The organism is Listeria kieliensis (assembly GCF_003369925.1).
GTDB lineage: Bacteria > Bacillota > Bacilli > Lactobacillales > Listeriaceae > Listeria > Listeria kieliensis_A.
Map to the genome: position 1 here is coordinate 1,120,593 of NZ_LARY01000001.1, position 16,213 is coordinate 1,136,805.

Sequence of the window (16,213 nt, forward strand, 5' to 3'; positions counted from 1 at the left end):
AAGGTAAGCTAATTTTAAAGTTTGGTAGGTGACTAAGATGAAGCTTGATCAGCGCTGTATCCTTATCCTAGATTTTCTATTAACACAAGATAATTTTATCAAAATAAAAGATATCGCCGATTCGTTAACCATTTCAGAGCGAACAATTCGCTATAGTCTAGAAAAGATTGATACGTTTTTAAACGAAAATCAGATTCAAAAACTCACGCGTCATTCCAAAAAAGGGATTATCATTGAAAACCGGAGTGCCATCGGTGAAATTCTTGCCAAGTTTAAGAGGCAAATCACGCCCGAAAAATACAAATATGCGGCAAACGAAATCGAACAGTTCATTTTATTAAAACTGTTGCTCTCAGAAAAAGATATCGCTATCCATGAATTTGAACAAACCCTCTTTATCTCTCGTTCATCTGTTTTGAACTACCTGCGTGCGATTGAAGGTGAAATCTTTTTAAGCGATCTTACCCTGAGCCATAAACCGCGTATTGGTTACAGTATTTCCGGCGACGTGCTCACAAAATGCACCTTATTTGCTCGAAAATTCTTAAAAGCCATTAATATCCGAGAATTTTACCAGTTCTTAGAGTCCGAGCAAACCCTATCTAAAAAAGGAGAGCTGTTTTTCTACAACCTCTTTGAACTTGATTTTTTACAACAAGCCGCACAAGAAACGGAGATGTTGCTTGCCGAATTGAAACGCACTGTGGACGATCAGCTCTACTTAACCATTTTAACGGTCCTTCTTAAAATCCACCTCAAGCAGCCAAACTTTAGCTATGCCAATTGGCAAAATCAAGGTAGCGAATACGATTCTGCCCTCAGTTCCATGATAAGCGTTGTTGAGAATGCCGAAAGCGCGAGAAATTCAAAAGAAGCGATTCAATTTTCTTATGAGCTTTGTAAAGCGATGGGAGCGATTTATCATCTTGATTTCTGTTCTGAAGAAGCCCCCTTCTTCACGCAAATCACTTCGCATATCGGCTTAATGATCCATCGCATAAAAGCTGGGATCACAACACATAATCCTATTTTCAGTGATTTTATGCGGGACAATAAAGAACTCTTTCTCGCAACCAAAAAAGCTTGCGAACAGCTTGAAAAGCAGTTTTCTTTCGTCGTAAGCGCACAAGAAGTTTCATTCTTGGCCATTTATTTCGCTTCTGAATTAAAAAGGCGGCAAACAGAGACACACTTGCGTCCGAGCTTATTGATCGTCTGCGCGGAAGGCATTGCCCAAACCTTTGAAGCTATCATTCCACTTGTCGTTATTTTGTTTGGTTCCGTGCTACTAAGCATTGGCGTCCAAGCTTTAACCAAAGGGCAAATTATTCCAGAAGCCTTTACAACCATGCTTGCGCCAGCCATTAATAGTATTGATACGCCTTATGCGGTGTTCTTAATTTGTTTCTTTGAAATGTTATTCTGGTTTATTGGTTTAAACGGTTATGCCATTTTAGTTGGCTTTGTCATGCCATTTATGACGCAATATCTCGGAGCAAATGCCGCAGCTTATGCAGCAGGTGAACCAATCCCCCATGTTTTCGCGCCAAACTTCTGGGACTATTTCATGGGATTCACTGGTTCCGGTTTAACAGGTGCCCTTGTCTTACTTGCACTTTTCAGTAAATCACGCGAACTGAAAGCCGTCGGGAAAGCTTCTGTTGTCCCTGCCGTCTTCACCATTTCTGAACCCGTCGTGTTTGGACTTCCAATCTGTTATAACCCGTACCTGTTCATTCCATTCGTTTTTGGAACACCGATTCTCGCTGTTTTACAGTGGTTCGTCTTTCATCTAGGTTGGGTACGTCCACCAATTGCAAACGTCGGCGGAACGCCGATTCCACTGGCGCAATATTTAGCCACGATGGACTGGCGCGCGATCATTCTTGTTGTTTTTGTACTCGCAGCCGCTGTACTGATGTATTACCCATTCTTCAAAATGTATGAACGAAGCTTAGTCAAACAAGAAGCTGAAGTATCTGAACGTCAAGCGGCCCATGACGCGCTTGATCTTGATTTCTAGGAGGTTGAATAGATTGATGTTAAAAAAATTCAAAACAGATTTAGCCGCAGCAAATGCCGTCTGTGATCGCGTTGAAACTCTTTTAAGCGTTAAAAAAGATGCACTGATTTGTATCGCAGGTGGTGATACCCCACTTCAAACGATGCAAGAACTCGTTCGCCGCAGTAAGACTGGTCAAATTGATTTTCGTGAAGCTTATTTCGTTGGACTAGATGAATGGGTTGGGCTTGGCCTAGAAACACCCGGAAGTTGTCGAGCTACTTTGTTTTCACAACTATTTGATAAACTTATAGGTTTAAAGAAGGAACACATTTGTTTCTTCGACGGCAAAGCTGAAGACTTAGCCGAGGAATGCGACCGAATTGATCAATTTGTAGATAAACGAGGCGGAATTGATTTTATTTTACTTGGCATTGGAATGAACGGTCATCTTGGTTTTAACGAACCCGGCGTTCAAATTGATTTAAATGCACACGTTGTGGAGCTTGATAGCGTGACTAAACAAGTCATGAGTAAATATTTTGAAAAAGACTTGCCGCTTACACAAGGAATCTCACTTGGCATGAAACAAATCTTAGCTTCCAAAGAAATCGTCGTGCTCGCAACGGGGACTAAGAAAGCAGAGATCATCCAATTGACGGTGGAAACTGAACCTACCCCACAAATTCCAGCTACTTTCATGAAGAAAGCTAAGAATGCTCAGTTCTTTGTCGATGAAGCAGCCGGATCACTTGTATAAAAGAAAGGAAGAAAAACATGAAAAAAATAACAGTAAACGGAAAACATGGACCCATTGAATGTGCCAACTTAGTGATGGGAGCAGGAGATTTCTTACGTATCGACAATATGGACTACGCAGCTCCAATTCTCGATCGTTATTTCGAACTTGGTGGAAATACCTTCGATACAGCAAGGCATTACCGTCATAGTGAAAAAGCAATCGGTGCGTGGATGGAAAGCCGCAAAAATCGCGACAAAGTCATCATTCAAACAAAAGGCGCTCACCCCGTCCGCGGTGCCTTAGATGTCCCGCGTGTAACATCAGAAGCGATCCACGAAGATTTAGCTACAAGTTTAGAAATGCTAAAAACGGATCATGTCGAGCTTTTTGCCCTACATCGGGATGATGAAACCGTTCCCGTTGCAGAGATCATGGAAGCTTTGCATAAAGAAGTGGAAAGCGGTCTCACCTTTGCGATCGGCGTTTCAAATTGGGAACTCGACCGGATTATCCAAGCAAATGAATATGCCCAAGCAAATGGCTTAACGCCACTTAGCTTTAATAGTCCTAATTTAAGCTTGCCAAAAGTAAATCGTCCGCGCTGGGAAAATTGCGTCTCGGCAAATGATGAAATGATTCTTTGGCATGAAAAAACGAATCTCCCACTCTTCTCTTGGTCGAGCCAAGCTGGTGGCTTTTTCTCTGGACGTTTTAGCCCTGAAAACCGAGATGATGAGGAAATGGTGGAAGTTTATTACAGTGATGCGAACTGGGAGCGCTACAGACGTGCTAAAAAACTCGGCGCTAAGCTCGGTGTATCCGCAATCCAAGTCTCACTCGCCTACGTTTTACATCAAAGTTTCCCAACTGCTGCTGTCATTGGGCCAGAAACGCTGGAGGAACTAGCATCATCTTATGAGGCTTCGCGCTTAAAACTAACACAAGCTCAAGTCAACTGGCTTGACCTACGGGAGGAATAAATCATGGCTTGGCAAGACAAAATCGCTATTCAACTGTACTCGGTTCGTAAGGAAATGGAACGGGATTTAGAGGGAACGCTTAAAAAAATAAGTGAGCTCGGCGTTCGCTATGTTCAGCTTGATGGAATGCGCGGAAATGATCCGGAACGTGTGGCATCCGCTTTGCGAAAATATAACTTGAAAGTGATCGGGATGCACATTAAGCATGAGCGCTTTTCAAATGACCTCGATGGCATTATCCGTGAAGCTTACTTGTTTGATTGTAAAACCATTTATGACAAGTATATTGAAGAAGAAGATCAACATACAGCTGGCTACGTGAAAACGAAGCAAACGTTGATTGACGCGGCGCTTAAACTGGCTCCACTTGGTTTTCGAATTGGGCTCCATAATCCCGAATACGATTTTACAACGTTAGTTGAAGGGCGTATGCTGATGGATTATATCACAGATCCAGTTAGTGGCATTTCCATCTATGCAGAACCGGATACTTACTGGATTAGCGCATCTAATGTGGATCCCGTTGAATATGTGAAGCGTTACTCTGGACGAGCTCCCATTATTCATATGAAAGATTTTCTTCCAGGTTTTGAAATCACAGATATGGCTCACAACCTCACTGAAATTGGATCAGGGACGGTCGATTTTAAAGCGATCATCGAGTGGGGCAACGAGCATGGCGTGGAGTATTATTGCATCGAGCAAGATCAAAGTAAATTGGATATGTTTGATAGTCTAGCTCAAAGTCTTACTGCCTTAAAAGCCTACTTTTAAAAAAACAATCAAGCGCGTGTCCATTAGCGGGCACGCGCTTGATTGTTTTTTATTCTTTAGTTAGCAACAATGTTGACTAGTTTTCCAGGAACTGCAATGACTTTGCGAATGGTTTTTCCGTCAATTTCAGCCTGGATTCGCTCGTTTGCTTGTGCAAATTTTTCAAGCTCATCCTTTGGCATTGATTTCGAAACGACCGCTTTCGCTTTCACTTTTCCGTTGACCTGCAAGACGATTTCTACTTCATCTTCTACAAGTTTACTTTCATCAAATTGTGGCCACGCTTCGTAGGAAATTGATTCTTCATGTCCAAGAATCGACCAAATTTCTTCTCCAACATGCGGCGCAATCGGAGCAAGTAACTGAATGAAGCCTTCTGCATATTCACGCGGAACAGTTTCCGCTTTGTAAGCTTCGTTCACGAAAATCATGAGTGCAGAGATCCCTGTGTTGAATCGAAGTCCCTCGTAGTCTTGCGTCACGGTTTTCACCATTTGATGATAAGCTTTTTCAAGTTTGCCATCATTTTCAGAAACGACTTTTGGTGCTAATTCGCCTGTTTCACTGACAAACAAACGCCAAACTCGGTCTAAGAATTTACGTGCTCCTTCAAGTCCGTTTTCACTCCAAGAAATTGAAGCATCAAGCGGTCCCATAAACATTTCATAGAGACGCAAAGTATCTGCTCCGTATTTCTCTACGACTTCATCTGGATTCACCACATTTCCACGCGACTTCGACATTTTTTCATTGTTTTCCCCAAGAATCATACCTTGGTTAAACAATTTTTGGAATGGCTCTTTTGTTGGAACCACGCCAATATCATATAAGAATTTATGCCAGAAGCGCGCATACAACAAGTGAAGTACTGCATGTTCAGCCCCGCCAATATAGACATCTACCGGAAGCCATTCACGAAGCTTTTCTTTATCCGCAATTTCAGTTTTATTGTGCGGATCGATGTAGCGAAGGAAATACCAACTTGACCCAGCCCATTGTGGCATCGTATTGGTTTCACGGCGTCCTTTCCTGCCAGAAGCGTCTTCCACACTCACCCAATCTTCCAAGTTTGCAAGCGGTGATTCCCCTGTGCCAGATGGCTTAATTTCCGTTGTTTTTGGAAGAAGGAGTGGCAGCTCTTCTTCAGGGACAAGCGTTGTTTCTCCATCTTCCCAGTGAATAACAGGAATCGGTTCTCCCCAGTAACGCTGTCTGCTAAAGAGCCAGTCACGCAACCGGTACGTGATTTTCCGTTTCCCAGCTCCTTCCGTTTCAAGCCATTCCGAGATGACACGAATTGCTTCCTCTTTGTCTAACCCATCAAGAAAACCTGAATTTACATGGACTCCGTCACCGGAATAAGCTTCTTTTTCGACGTCGCCCCCTTTTACTACTTCAAGAATCGGCAAGTTAAACTGTTTGGCGAATTCGTGATCGCGTTCGTCGTGCCCTGGCACCGCCATAACAGCACCCGTCCCATATTGAATCAGCACATAATCAGCAATCCAAACGGGGATTTTTTCGTTTGTCGCAGGATTGATCACATATGCCCCTGTCGCCACTCCCGTTTTTTCTTTCGCTAGATCCGTTCGTTCGAGTTCACTTTTTAGTTCGACTTGCTTCTTGTAAGCTTCGACAGCTTCTTTTTGATCTGCAGTCGTAATTTGTTCGACTAGTTCATGCTCAGGTGCTAAAACCACATATGTTGCGCCAAAAAGCGTATCTGGACGAGTTGTAAAAACGTCAATTTGTTCGCCGCGACCATCCACTTGGAAGCTAACTTCTGCGCCTTCCGAGCGACCAATCCAGTTGCGTTGCATGTCTTTGATATTTTCTGGCCAGTCTACAAGCTCCAAATCGTCAATCAAACGATCAGCATAAGCCGTGATTTTAAGCATCCACTGCCGCATAGGTTTACGGTAAACAGGAAAACCGCCGCGCTCACTCTTCCCATCAATGACTTCTTCATTGGCTAGTACCGTTCCAAGCGCCGGGCACCAGTTAACAGCCACTTCTGCTTCATAAGCAAGCCCTTTTTCATAAAGTTTTTCAAAAATCCATTGTGTCCATTTATAGTAGTCAGGATCTGTTGTATTCAGTTCGCGATCCCAGTCATAAGAAAAACCAAGCGATTTAATTTGTCGCTTAAAGTTCGCAATGTTTTCTTCCGTAAATTCGGCTGGGTCATTTCCCGTATCAATCGCATATTGTTCAGCAGGGAGACCAAACGCATCCCATCCCATTGGATGAAGGACGTTATAGCCTTGCGCTCGCTTCATGCGTGACAAGATGTCCGTCGCTGTATAGCCTTCTGGATGCCCCACGTGAAGTCCTGCACCTGAAGGATAGGGAAACATATCTAGAGCATAAAAGTTTTCTTTTGACGCATCCTCCGTTGTTTTAAAAGTTGCTTTGTCATCCCAAATTTTTTGCCATTTTGGTTCAATTTCTTTGTGGTTAAAAGTCATCTTCTGTCCTCTCCTTTTCTTCTTCATTCATAAAACTAAAACGAATCGTTTGAACAAGAAGCAAAAAACCTCTCGTCCCATAGCTAGAACAGCCATGGGACGAGAGGTTTTCTCCCGCGGTACCACCCAAATTAGTGAATACTTCACTCAACTTCTTGATCCTTAACGCGGACAACGTACGATTTATAAAAAGGCAAGTTCATCCAACTTATCGATCAGCTTCCACCAGCCGCTGACTCTCTATTATTTCCCAAGTTTTGGATTACTACTCCTTTAGTCGTTTTCATATTTGGTTAAGAACTATTGTAGCTGATTTCTACTCTTTTGGCAAGACCGGTTGCTTTTTCATCAGCGGGTAAAGCAAGAAACCGACAAGGAAGAGACCTGCACTTAGAAGGAAAATTGTTAAATTTTCAGTGCCGCTTTTCATGATCCACAGGCTGTAGCCTAAAGCTAGAATAGCAATAATTCCATCAACCACACGCTTGATGGGTTTCGAGCTTTCATAAGTACTTCCCGTAACCACGAGTTTCAGCTGGAAAATAGGTGAAATAAAATATTGAATCAAAAAAGCAAGCGTAGAAACTTTAACAACGAAATCATAAGCTACCGCAATATCACCGGAAAGCGTGGAACAAATAAAGAACTGCGAAGCAAGACAAGTAAGCACGAGCGAACGAATCGGGGTGCCATTTTTATTCACTTTGTTTAGGAACGGAAGGAAAATTCCTTTTTTCGCTGCTTGATAAGGAGCTTCTGCACTCATCATCACCCAACCGATCGCAGACCCAAATAAGCAAATTAAAGCAAGAACCGCCATAACTGCAGAACCGCCGCTTCCGATCACCGAATTTAATGCATCTGCGAGCGGACTTGCACTACCAATCAGTTTTTCTTTTGGAATAAGTCCTAACGCTAAGATGGAAATTAAGCTGTATAGCATGACTGCAACAACTAGTCCTGTAATGGTGGCTGCTTGAACGGTTTTGCCAGACTTTGCGCGACCAGAAAACATCAAAGCTGATTCGATTCCGATGAACGCCCAAAGCGTCACAATCGCAGCACTATTTACTTGTGAAAGTAGACCCTCTTTTAAACCAGCACTATTATAAACCGGGTGATAAAAAGCACCCATTTTAGCAGATTGGAAAGAAAAAACGGCAATAATGATGAAAAGGAAGAAGCCCCCTACTTTCGCAATTGTTGCCAATAAATTGATTTTCCCTGCTCCACTTACGCCTTTTGAAATGATAAAGGCAATGCCCCAAAGTAAGACGGTACATACGGCGAAGGTCAGCGCCTGACCTTCTGTAATCGTAAATCCCCCGATTTTCACAAAAGAATCGCGACTATTTAAAATCGGGAAAAAAACGGATAAATAGCCAGCGAAAGAGGTAATGAGCGAGACGTTCCCAGCCCAATTGGCCACCCAGTAACTCCATACGGCAATAAAACCTGCGATTTGTTTAGCTTTTGGACGATTAAAGAAGGCATACGCATGACTTTGTGCACCGCTTGTTAAATCTGGTCGTTTGACGGCTAAGTTGCCGAACACAAGCGCGATCATGAGGACACCGGCACCAGTGAAAATCCAAGCTAGTAATGTCGCAAGCGGACTTGCCACTTCGGCCATTTGTCTCGGAAGCATGAAAATCCCAGATCCCACCATGTTTCCGATCACGAGAGCTGTTAATACGAAAAAGCCCATTTTTCTTTGCTTTGTCATCTGTGTATGCACTCCTTTTTATATTTTAGTGTATTAGCACTTTACCAAGTGAAAGTGTAATTATAATATCAAAATTATTTTTATTCGTCAACTTAAATATATGGTAAACTAGAAGCAATGAATTTAAAGGAGTCTGAAAAAAATTGAAGAAAGAAAATCCATTTCCTTATAGTCTCGATAATAAACGCTATCACACTTGGAATTACACGCTTAGACAAGAATTTGGCATGAAGATTTTTAAAGTCGCGCTTGATGGCGGCTTCGATTGTCCGAACCGAGATGGCACTGTTGCACGTGGTGGTTGTACATTTTGTAGTGCCGCTGGATCAGGCGACTTTGCTGGTGATCGGAATTTTGATTTATCCGCGCAATTTGCTGAAATTCGCGACCGGATGCACCATAAATGGAAAAACGGCCAATATATCGCTTTTTTCCAAGCATTTACGAATACCCATGCTCCCGTTGAAGTGCTCCGTGAAAAATATGAAGTGGTTTTAAAAGAAGAAGGTGTCGTCGGGCTTTCCATTGCGACACGTCCCGATTGCCTTCCGAACGATATCGTGGATTATCTTGCGGAATTAAATGAACGAACTTATCTTTGGGTAGAGCTCGGCTTGCAATCGGCTCACGATGAAACAGGGAAGTTAATCAATCGCGCCCATGATTATGATTGCTATCTTGAAGGCGTGCGTAAACTGAAAGAGCGAGGCATTCGCGTTTGTACCCATATTATTAATGGCCTTCCGAAAGAAACGCCTGAAATGATGCTTGAAACAGCTAAAAAAGTGGCGGAAAGCGGTGTAGAAGGAATCAAAATTCATTTGCTCCACTTGCTTCGTGGTACGCCAATGGTGGAAGATTATAAACGCGGCGATTTAACATTTTTAACGCAAGAGGATTACGTGAAGCTCGTTTGTGATCAACTTGAGATTTTGCCGCCTGAAATGGTTATTCACCGAATCACAGGAGACGGCGGTGTGGATGATTTAATTGGCCCGATGTGGAGCTTAAATAAATTTGAAGTGTTAAATGCGATCGATCAAGAACTAATTTGGCGAGATAGTTACCAAGGGAAAAAATTCGCCAAGGTGAACGTATGAATTTAGAAGGCGTTCTTTCCTTTAGCCATCAGCTCCTGAAGAAAATCGTTTTTCCAGGGGATATTGTCATTGATGCCACTTGTGGGAATGGTCATGATACTCTTTTCCTTGCGCAGCTCGTTGGACCAAATGGCAAGGTTTACGCTTACGACATCCAACGAGCCGCCATTCAAAATACGCAAGCGCGACTTGGCGAAGCTTCTTGCAAAGATCAGGTTGTGCTCTTAAAAAAGAGTCATACAGAAATAGCTTCCGATGTCAGTGAACCTGTACGAGCGGTCATTTATAATCTCGGCTACCTGCCGGGAGGCGATAAATCGATTACAACCCTTGAAGAATCGACGCTTAAAAGCATAGCTGCCGCACTTGAAAAACTCGTCCCGGGGGGCCTTGTCGTTTTGGTGATCTATCACGGCCACGACGCAGGAAAACTTGAAAAGCAAGCGGTCTTAAATTATGTTTCCCTTCTCCCCCAAGAAAAATTTAGCGTATTGCAATATGGTTTTATCAATCAGCGTAATCAACCACCATTTGTTGTGGCCATTGAAAAACGTTAAAAAGGCCCGAAAAAAGGAAAGTCTCCTTTTTTCGGGCCTTTTTACATATAAGTGGTATTTCAGGCAGTTTCTAATCAGCGTTTAAAAACTCAATTTCTTGTTTCATCGTCAGTGGGAAAATTTCTAACTTCTCATTATTCAAATCAGCTTGATGTAAGCTGACACATTTAATTCTGCGGTTATCGTATTCACAGAAATAATAGCGTAGAGAAGTCGTACACATCGCTGTCATATAGACAGTATAATCATTGTGTCCATTTTGATGAATCACGGCTCCTTTTGGAATTTCAACCGGAGCTAACATATGGAATATTTGCGTAACCCCATCAATTTCATTTTTAGGCTCGCTTGCATAAAATTTCATATAAGCGGTCCGTAAGAAACGAGACGGTGGCGTATAGTCCCCAGGGAGACCAAAAGTACCGCTTCCTTGTCCGAATGGTGAAAACGTTTTTGTTGTGGTTTGGATCGGTTCTTTGGATCTTGGATTCACGCCAATATAGTTGCGTAAATTGGCTTCATGCCATTTGTAATTGGGGCTATTGGTCATCACGCCGACTGTATCTTGATGGATCTTAATGCCATCTGCATCAGGTTCAACAATAATCGAGCGTCCTGTTCCATCTGAAAAGATATAATGGAGCGGTGGAACAACCCCTAAAATGGAATTGCTTTCGTTAATAATCTCAATCGTTTCAAAAAGCGCAATCGCTTCATCTAACGAGCCAGCATTTGCTAAGATATAGCTCACTACTCGAAGCGGATTTACGCCACCTCTTGCATCTTTTTTCTCGGTATAAGTCGCAAAACCTGGATAATAAAGTGTTGCACCTGCCAAGCCTTTCTCATTGATTCCATCATAAAAAATAGGAAATTGTAATTTATATGCCGCCATTCCTAAAAAGGCATACTTTCCTTTGCGAAGTTCATTTTGTCTAACTTCCATTTCATAGTTTCGTGGTACAATGACAACCCCACTGTCAGTGTACATCGAAAAATCCATTGTTCTTGATAAAAATTGCGCATTGTCTTCTGTTCCAAATGTAAAACTGCTACATCCTAACATAAATTTAATTCCTCCTTTATGCTTATTCTTTACCCCGTTTTCTGGCCTTTCTGAGTCAAAAAAGCGCGTTTCAAAACGAAAATATTGGTTTTTTAATCCCCTTAAAACAAAAAAAATAAGCCGACAGCAACAAAGGCTATCGACTTATTTAAAACACGCTATGTTTATTTAGTAAAATCGTATTTTTCTTCTACATAAATAGAATACCAAATCATGAAGATCACAACCGTCCAAATTTTACGGCTATAATCATGTTTTCCAGCACAGTGATCTTCTAACAAACCAAGTACATATTGCTTGTTAATCAAATGATCTGTAGCCGATTCATGAATAATATTTTTAACCCATTCGTTCATTTCTGCTTTTAACCAATGACGGATTGGAACAGGAAAACCTAATTTACGACGATTAAGCACGTGTTCTGGAACAAAAGTTTCAGCTGCTTTCCGTAAAATGTATTTGGTCGTCCCATTCGTTGTTTTCAGTGAAGCTGGAATTTCTTTAGCTACCTCAAAAACTTCTTTATCAAGGAATGGCACACGAACTTCAAGTGAATGCGCCATCGTCATCCGGTCAGCTTTCAGTAAAATATCACCACGCAACCACGTGTGAATATCAATGTATTGCATCCGTTCTACTGGGTTATACCCTTTTGTTTCCTCATAAAACGGCTTCGTGATATTCGTATAATCATGACCTTCTTCATAGCGTGGAAGTAAAATCCGTTTTTCAGCTTCTGTAAACATTTTGGCATTTCCGATGTAGCGTTCTTCCATCGGTGTTGTTCCGCGTTCAAGGAAACTCTTACCACGCATCCCTTCAGGCATCACTTTAGCAACGCCACTTAGCATGGATTTAAAGACACCCGGCATTTTGTTGAACATCGAAAGTGAATTCGGTTCGTTATAAATATTATAACCACCGAAAAATTCGTCAGCTCCTTCCCCGGAAAGCGCAACGGTTACTTGTTTTCTTGCTTCACGTGCAAGGAAATAAAGTGGGATCGCCGCAGGATCTGCAAGCGGATCATCCATATGCCAAACAATTTTAGGAAGCTCCTTCATATATTCTTCTGGTGTAATCACGTAACTGATGTTTTCTACCCCTAGCTTATCAGCGGTTTCTTTCGCGACATCAATTTCACTGAAACCCTCACGTTCAAAACCAACAGAAAACGTTTTAATCGCCGGATGATATTCCTTGGCAATTGCAGCAATGATTGACGAATCAATACCACCAGAAAGGAACGAACCTACAGGAACGTCCGAACGCATATGCACCTTAACGGAATCGTATAAAACGTCACGAATTTGTTTAATAAACGCATCTTCAGATTTTTGAACAGGCGCGAATTCAGGTTTGTAGTACTGCGTAAATGCCATTTCTTCGCCAATTTTTTTTGTGAAGTAGTGGCCTGGAAGCAAACGTTTCACTTCTGTTGTTAGTGTGTCAGGTTCTGGAACAAATTGATAAGTCATGTAGTTTTGTAGTGAAACTTCATCTAGACTTTGGTTCTTAAGCGCATGAAGAATAGATTTCTTTTCAGAAGCCAGATATAAATTACCGTCTTCTTCTGCATAGAAAAATGGCTTAATTCCAAACGGATCACGTGCTCCGTAAACGCTATTTTCTTGTTTATCCCAAATCACAAATCCAAACATTCCGCGCAAATAGGAAGCTGCTTGTTCTTTATATTTCGCATAGGTCGCAATAATAACTTCCGTATCACTTTCCGTTTCAAAAGTCATACCTTCATTTTTCAGCTTTTCGCGTAATTCCACATAGTTATAAATTTCTCCATTGAAAATAATCCAGTAGCGCTCATCTTCATACGTAAGCGGTTGATGACCATTTTCAACATCAATAATACTCAGTCTTCTAAAACCAAATTGAATATGCTCATCCGTATAATACCCTTCATCATCTGGTCCACGGTGAGTAATCATATCATTCATTTCTTTAAACGTTTGTTTTTCTTCACCTGTAATTTCAGCAATGCGGTCATGAACGCATCCTACAAATCCACACATTGAGACATTTCTCCTCTATCTGATTTTTCATTAATTCACAGTTTTACACAAAGATTATCATAACATAAAGCGGCCTGCTTTGCACGGTGAATTGCTACGCTCAAAAAAGAAAACGCCAAACAAACGCTGGCGTCTCCTTTCCTTTATTTTTCTAAAAAGCGTTTTAAATCATCGACCTTATCAGTTCGTTCCCAAGGCAAGTCGAGATCGTGTCGTCCAAAGTGTCCAAATGCTGCTGTTTTACGATAAATTGGTTGTCGTAAATCAAGCATTTTGATAATTCCCGCTGGTCGCAAATCAAAATTTGCACGTACTGCTTCTGTAAGATCCTTTTCACTGTAAGCACTCGTTCCATAAGTTTCGATTGAAATCGAGACAGGATGAGCAACTCCGATTGCATAAGCCAGCTGTACTTCCGCTTTTTTAGCCAGTCCCGCAGCAACAATATTTTTAGCCACATAGCGAGCCGCGTAAGCCCCAGAACGGTCCACTTTTGTTGGATCTTTTCCAGAAAAAGCGCCCCCTCCGTGACGAGCATAGCCGCCGTAAGTATCGACGATAATTTTCCGACCCGTAAGTCCTGCATCTCCTTGTGGACCACCAATTACAAATCGGCCAGTTGGGTTAATAAAATATTTGGTTTTTTCATCAAGCAAAGCAGGATCAATGACCGCTTGAATGACTTGTTCATGCATATCTTTTGCGATCGTTTCTTGAGCAATATCCGGATGATGTTGTGTTGAAATAACCACCGTATCGATTCTTGCAGGCTTGTTTTCTTCATCGTACTCCACCGTAACTTGCGTTTTCGCATCGGGACGAAGATAATCCAGCGTTCCCTCTTTACGGAGTTCCGCAATTTTTCTTGCTAATTTATGGGCAAGCGAAATCGGAAGCGGCATAAGTTCTTCCGTTTCATCCGTCGCAAAGCCAAACATTAAGCCTTGATCTCCAGCACCGATCGCTTCAATTTGAGCATCTTCATCTTCTTCCCCACTTCTTGCTTCAAGCGATTCATCTACCCCTTGTGCAATATCTGGGGACTGCTCATCAATTGCCGTCAATACAGCACAAGTTTCTGCATCGAAGCCATACTTCGCACGAGTATAGCCAATTTCTTTAATGGTTTCCCGCACAATTTTAGGAATATCCACATAAACCGACGTTGTAATTTCACCAGCCACAAGTACAAGTCCTGTTGTCACCGTGGTTTCACATGCCACGCGCGCATCCGGATCTCTTGCGATAATCGCATCCAAAATTGCATCCGAAATTTGATCGGCAATTTTATCCGGATGCCCATCAGAAACAGATTCTGACGTAAACAAATGACGCTTTGCAGTCATTCTTGTATCCTCCTTTTATTCTCTACCATTCGCGTGCAGCAAAGAAAAAAGCCTTCTCTCTAAGTTTTTGCGCATAGAGAAAAGGCGTATCATTTCATTACCTTCACTCTCATCGATCAGGAAAATTCCTGCTCAGGTTAGCACCTTACAACAAGTGTAGGTTGCTGGGCTTCAAAGGGCCAGTCCCTCTACCGCTCTGGATAAGAGATATTCATATTGTAGTTTTTCAACTAACTGACCTTTAGTATACTGGTTTACGAAACGAAAATCAAGGGGAAATCCCTCCGCGCCATCATAAGAATTTTGGCCAGTCTTCCTGATTCACCTTTTGGTAGTGTGCATAAAACGTCTCGCCTTCTTCCGTTCGAATGTAGCGAATGCCATCGTTCGAACGGTAGCGAAAAAGCAAACCGACTTCTTCAAGTTGATAAACGGCCAGCAAAAAATCCGTCTTATTAGCGAGGGCACTTCCCCCGTTTCTTGCACGATCATTAATTAGTTCATTCATATTGGACGAACCTCGATAAACATTTTCAATGATTTGAAAAGCAACTTCAAAAGGTAACCGCATTCTTTCACACACTTTCATTTTCCAGATTCTTTTTTATTATACAAGAAACGCGCGGTTTTTTCTTGAAAAAATTTGAAAAGTTCTACGTGTTTTTTGAATAAAGCGCCAAATTCTCCCGCGGTTCCGTGCAACGAGACGATAAATCCATTCTCCTAAAATCGGGACAAGTGGCAAGTAAAGAAGGACAGCTCCCCACTTGATTGCAGGAAGCGTCCTTAAAATACGCCGAATCGCAGAGAACCCTCGATAAATCCGACCATTTTCAGAGACAACGTGAAGCTCTCTTAGTAAATCCGTTTGATTAAAATAAATTCCGCTATCCTCTTGAAGCTTTTCAAAGTTGAGCAAATGTCGTTTATCTAACCTTTCCACATAACCTTTCACCCATTTACAAAAAGAACAGTTTCCATCATATAAAACTCGATATCGCACAATAAAAACCTCCTCCTTCGTATTTTTCCTCTTATCATATTTTTAAACCTGTGGTATGATTAAGGATATTAAAAATAGAATTTGTTCGCACTCGAGCAATAAAGGAGTTAAATTATGGGTTTATTTATACTTACTCTAATTCTTTTAGCCGGATTTATTGTAGCCATGCTACTTTTTGAATTCGTCTTCAAACTAGAATGGTTCAAATATTTTTTAGCCACAGTTGGATTAATTGCAAGTGGCATTATTTTCTTTATCAGTTTTTATGGCGGTGGGCTGAAACAAACCGAAATTGCCATCGCAATCTTTTTCGCTAGTTTCGGCGAATATATTTGTTCACTTGTCATTAGTCTCGTTCGATTGATTCAGCGTAAAAAAGAACAAGCTTAAAATTTTAAAACCAGACAGAAAAATTTCTG

At 41.7% G+C, this 16,213-nt stretch carries 13 protein-coding genes, 2 pseudogenes, 1 riboswitch and 1 other annotated feature; of the genes and pseudogenes, 8 read left to right on the plus strand and 7 right to left on the minus strand.

All coding sequences use genetic code 11. The annotated features are described in order from the left end of the window. Positions 1 to 37: 37 nt before the first annotated feature. From UR08_RS13090 to UR08_RS05545, 5 genes and pseudogenes are all read left to right on the plus strand, one after another. Positions 38 to 1,150: pseudogene (locus UR08_RS13090) on the plus strand (BglG family transcription antiterminator); the annotation flags it as partial. Between the two features lie 75 nt (positions 1,151 to 1,225). Then, positions 1,226 to 2,023, plus strand: a pseudogene (locus UR08_RS13095) (PTS transporter subunit EIIC); the annotation flags it as partial. Positions 2,024 to 2,039: 16 nt separating this feature from the next. Then, positions 2,040 to 2,762, plus strand: coding sequence for a glucosamine-6-phosphate deaminase (locus UR08_RS05535; RefSeq protein ID WP_115752639.1), 723 nt, complete (start codon positions 2,040 to 2,042; stop codon positions 2,760 to 2,762). Positions 2,763 to 2,779: 17 nt separating this feature from the next. Continuing rightward, on the plus strand, positions 2,780 to 3,724 hold the full coding sequence (locus UR08_RS05540; RefSeq protein ID WP_115752640.1) for an aldo/keto reductase: 945 nt from the start codon (positions 2,780 to 2,782) through the stop codon (positions 3,722 to 3,724). Between the two features lie 3 nt (positions 3,725 to 3,727). Further along, entirely contained in the window at positions 3,728 to 4,498 is a 771-nt protein-coding gene (locus UR08_RS05545; RefSeq protein ID WP_115752641.1) for a sugar phosphate isomerase/epimerase family protein, read from the plus strand. A gap of 56 nt (positions 4,499 to 4,554) precedes the next feature. Here the strand turns inward: UR08_RS05545 and leuS are convergent, their stop codons facing one another. After that, entirely contained in the window at positions 4,555 to 6,966 is a 2,412-nt protein-coding gene (gene leuS / locus UR08_RS05550) for a leucine--tRNA ligase (RefSeq protein WP_115752642.1), read from the minus strand. A 92-nt stretch (positions 6,967 to 7,058) separates the two neighbouring features. Further along, positions 7,059 to 7,248 (minus strand) — a binding site (T-box leader). A 34-nt stretch (positions 7,249 to 7,282) separates the two neighbouring features. Further along, the gene (locus UR08_RS05555; protein WP_115752643.1) at positions 7,283 to 8,692 is read right to left on the minus strand and encodes an amino acid permease; all 1,410 of its coding nucleotides are present in this window, start codon (positions 8,690 to 8,692) and stop codon (positions 7,283 to 7,285) included. Positions 8,693 to 8,835: 143 nt separating this feature from the next. Here UR08_RS05555 and mnmL point away from each other — a divergent pair, with 143 nt between their 5' ends. Together mnmL and mnmM are read left to right on the plus strand one after the other, a co-directional pair. Next, positions 8,836 to 9,792: a tRNA modification radical SAM protein MnmL/YtqA gene (gene mnmL / locus UR08_RS05560; protein WP_115752644.1), complete on the plus strand. Its 957-nt coding sequence runs from the start codon at positions 8,836 to 8,838 to the stop codon at positions 9,790 to 9,792. Next, positions 9,789 to 10,349 carry a tRNA 5-(aminomethyl)-2-thiouridylate-methyltransferase MnmM gene (mnmM, locus tag UR08_RS05565; protein ID WP_115752645.1) on the plus strand — a complete coding sequence of 187 codons (561 nt, stop codon included), beginning with the start codon at positions 9,789 to 9,791 and terminating at the stop codon, positions 10,347 to 10,349. The genes mnmL and mnmM overlap by 4 nt, the downstream gene beginning before the upstream one ends. Before the next feature lie 70 nt (positions 10,350 to 10,419). Here the strand turns inward: mnmM and UR08_RS05570 are convergent, their stop codons facing one another. From UR08_RS05570 to UR08_RS05590, 5 genes are all read right to left on the minus strand, one after another. Next, on the minus strand, positions 10,420 to 11,415 hold the full coding sequence (locus UR08_RS05570; protein WP_115752646.1) for a choloylglycine hydrolase family protein: 996 nt from the start codon (positions 11,413 to 11,415) through the stop codon (positions 10,420 to 10,422). Between the two features lie 164 nt (positions 11,416 to 11,579). Continuing rightward, a complete protein-coding gene (gene asnB, locus UR08_RS05575) occupies positions 11,580 to 13,445 on the minus strand; it encodes an asparagine synthase (glutamine-hydrolyzing) (protein WP_115752647.1) in 1,866 nt (621 codons plus the stop codon). A 143-nt stretch (positions 13,446 to 13,588) separates the two neighbouring features. Continuing rightward, positions 13,589 to 14,791, minus strand: coding sequence for a methionine adenosyltransferase (gene metK, locus UR08_RS05580; protein ID WP_115752648.1), 1,203 nt, complete (start codon positions 14,789 to 14,791; stop codon positions 13,589 to 13,591). Positions 14,792 to 14,897: 106 nt separating this feature from the next. Further along, positions 14,898 to 14,998, minus strand: a riboswitch (SAM riboswitch). Positions 14,999 to 15,083: 85 nt separating this feature from the next. Then, the gene (locus tag UR08_RS05585; protein WP_115752649.1) at positions 15,084 to 15,362 is read right to left on the minus strand and encodes a DUF3116 family protein; all 279 of its coding nucleotides are present in this window, start codon (positions 15,360 to 15,362) and stop codon (positions 15,084 to 15,086) included. Between the two features lie 36 nt (positions 15,363 to 15,398). Further along, positions 15,399 to 15,794: a thiol-disulfide oxidoreductase DCC family protein gene (locus UR08_RS05590; RefSeq protein ID WP_115752650.1), complete on the minus strand. Its 396-nt coding sequence runs from the start codon at positions 15,792 to 15,794 to the stop codon at positions 15,399 to 15,401. A 114-nt stretch (positions 15,795 to 15,908) separates the two neighbouring features. Between UR08_RS05590 and UR08_RS05595 the strand changes: the two genes are divergently transcribed. Continuing rightward, entirely contained in the window at positions 15,909 to 16,184 is a 276-nt protein-coding gene (locus UR08_RS05595; protein ID WP_115752651.1) for a hypothetical protein, read from the plus strand. The last annotated feature ends 29 nt before the right edge of the window (positions 16,185 to 16,213 follow it).

Bases quoted from the DNA above. Each gene is read 5' to 3' on its own strand.
- UR08_RS05535 (WP_115752639.1), top strand. From the start codon at position 2,040: ATGTTAAAAAAATTCAAAACAGATTTAGCCGCAGCAAATGCCGTCTGT.
- UR08_RS05540 (WP_115752640.1), top strand. From the start codon at position 2,780: ATGAAAAAAATAACAGTAAACGGAAAACATGGACCCATTGAATGTGCC.
- UR08_RS05545 (WP_115752641.1), top strand. From the start codon at position 3,728: ATGGCTTGGCAAGACAAAATCGCTATTCAACTGTACTCGGTTCGTAAG.
- leuS (WP_115752642.1), bottom strand. From the start codon at position 6,966: ATGACTTTTAACCACAAAGAAATTGAACCAAAATGGCAAAAAATTTGG.
- UR08_RS05555 (WP_115752643.1), bottom strand. From the start codon at position 8,692: ATGACAAAGCAAAGAAAAATGGGCTTTTTCGTATTAACAGCTCTCGTG.
- mnmM (WP_115752645.1), top strand. From the start codon at position 9,789: ATGAATTTAGAAGGCGTTCTTTCCTTTAGCCATCAGCTCCTGAAGAAA.
- UR08_RS05570 (WP_115752646.1), bottom strand. From the start codon at position 11,415: ATGTTAGGATGTAGCAGTTTTACATTTGGAACAGAAGACAATGCGCAA.
- asnB (WP_115752647.1), bottom strand. From the start codon at position 13,445: ATGTGTGGATTTGTAGGATGCGTTCATGACCGCATTGCTGAAATTACA.
- metK (WP_115752648.1), bottom strand. From the start codon at position 14,791: ATGACTGCAAAGCGTCATTTGTTTACGTCAGAATCTGTTTCTGATGGG.
- UR08_RS05585 (WP_115752649.1), bottom strand. From the start codon at position 15,362: ATGCGGTTACCTTTTGAAGTTGCTTTTCAAATCATTGAAAATGTTTAT.
- UR08_RS05595 (WP_115752651.1), top strand. From the start codon at position 15,909: ATGGGTTTATTTATACTTACTCTAATTCTTTTAGCCGGATTTATTGTA.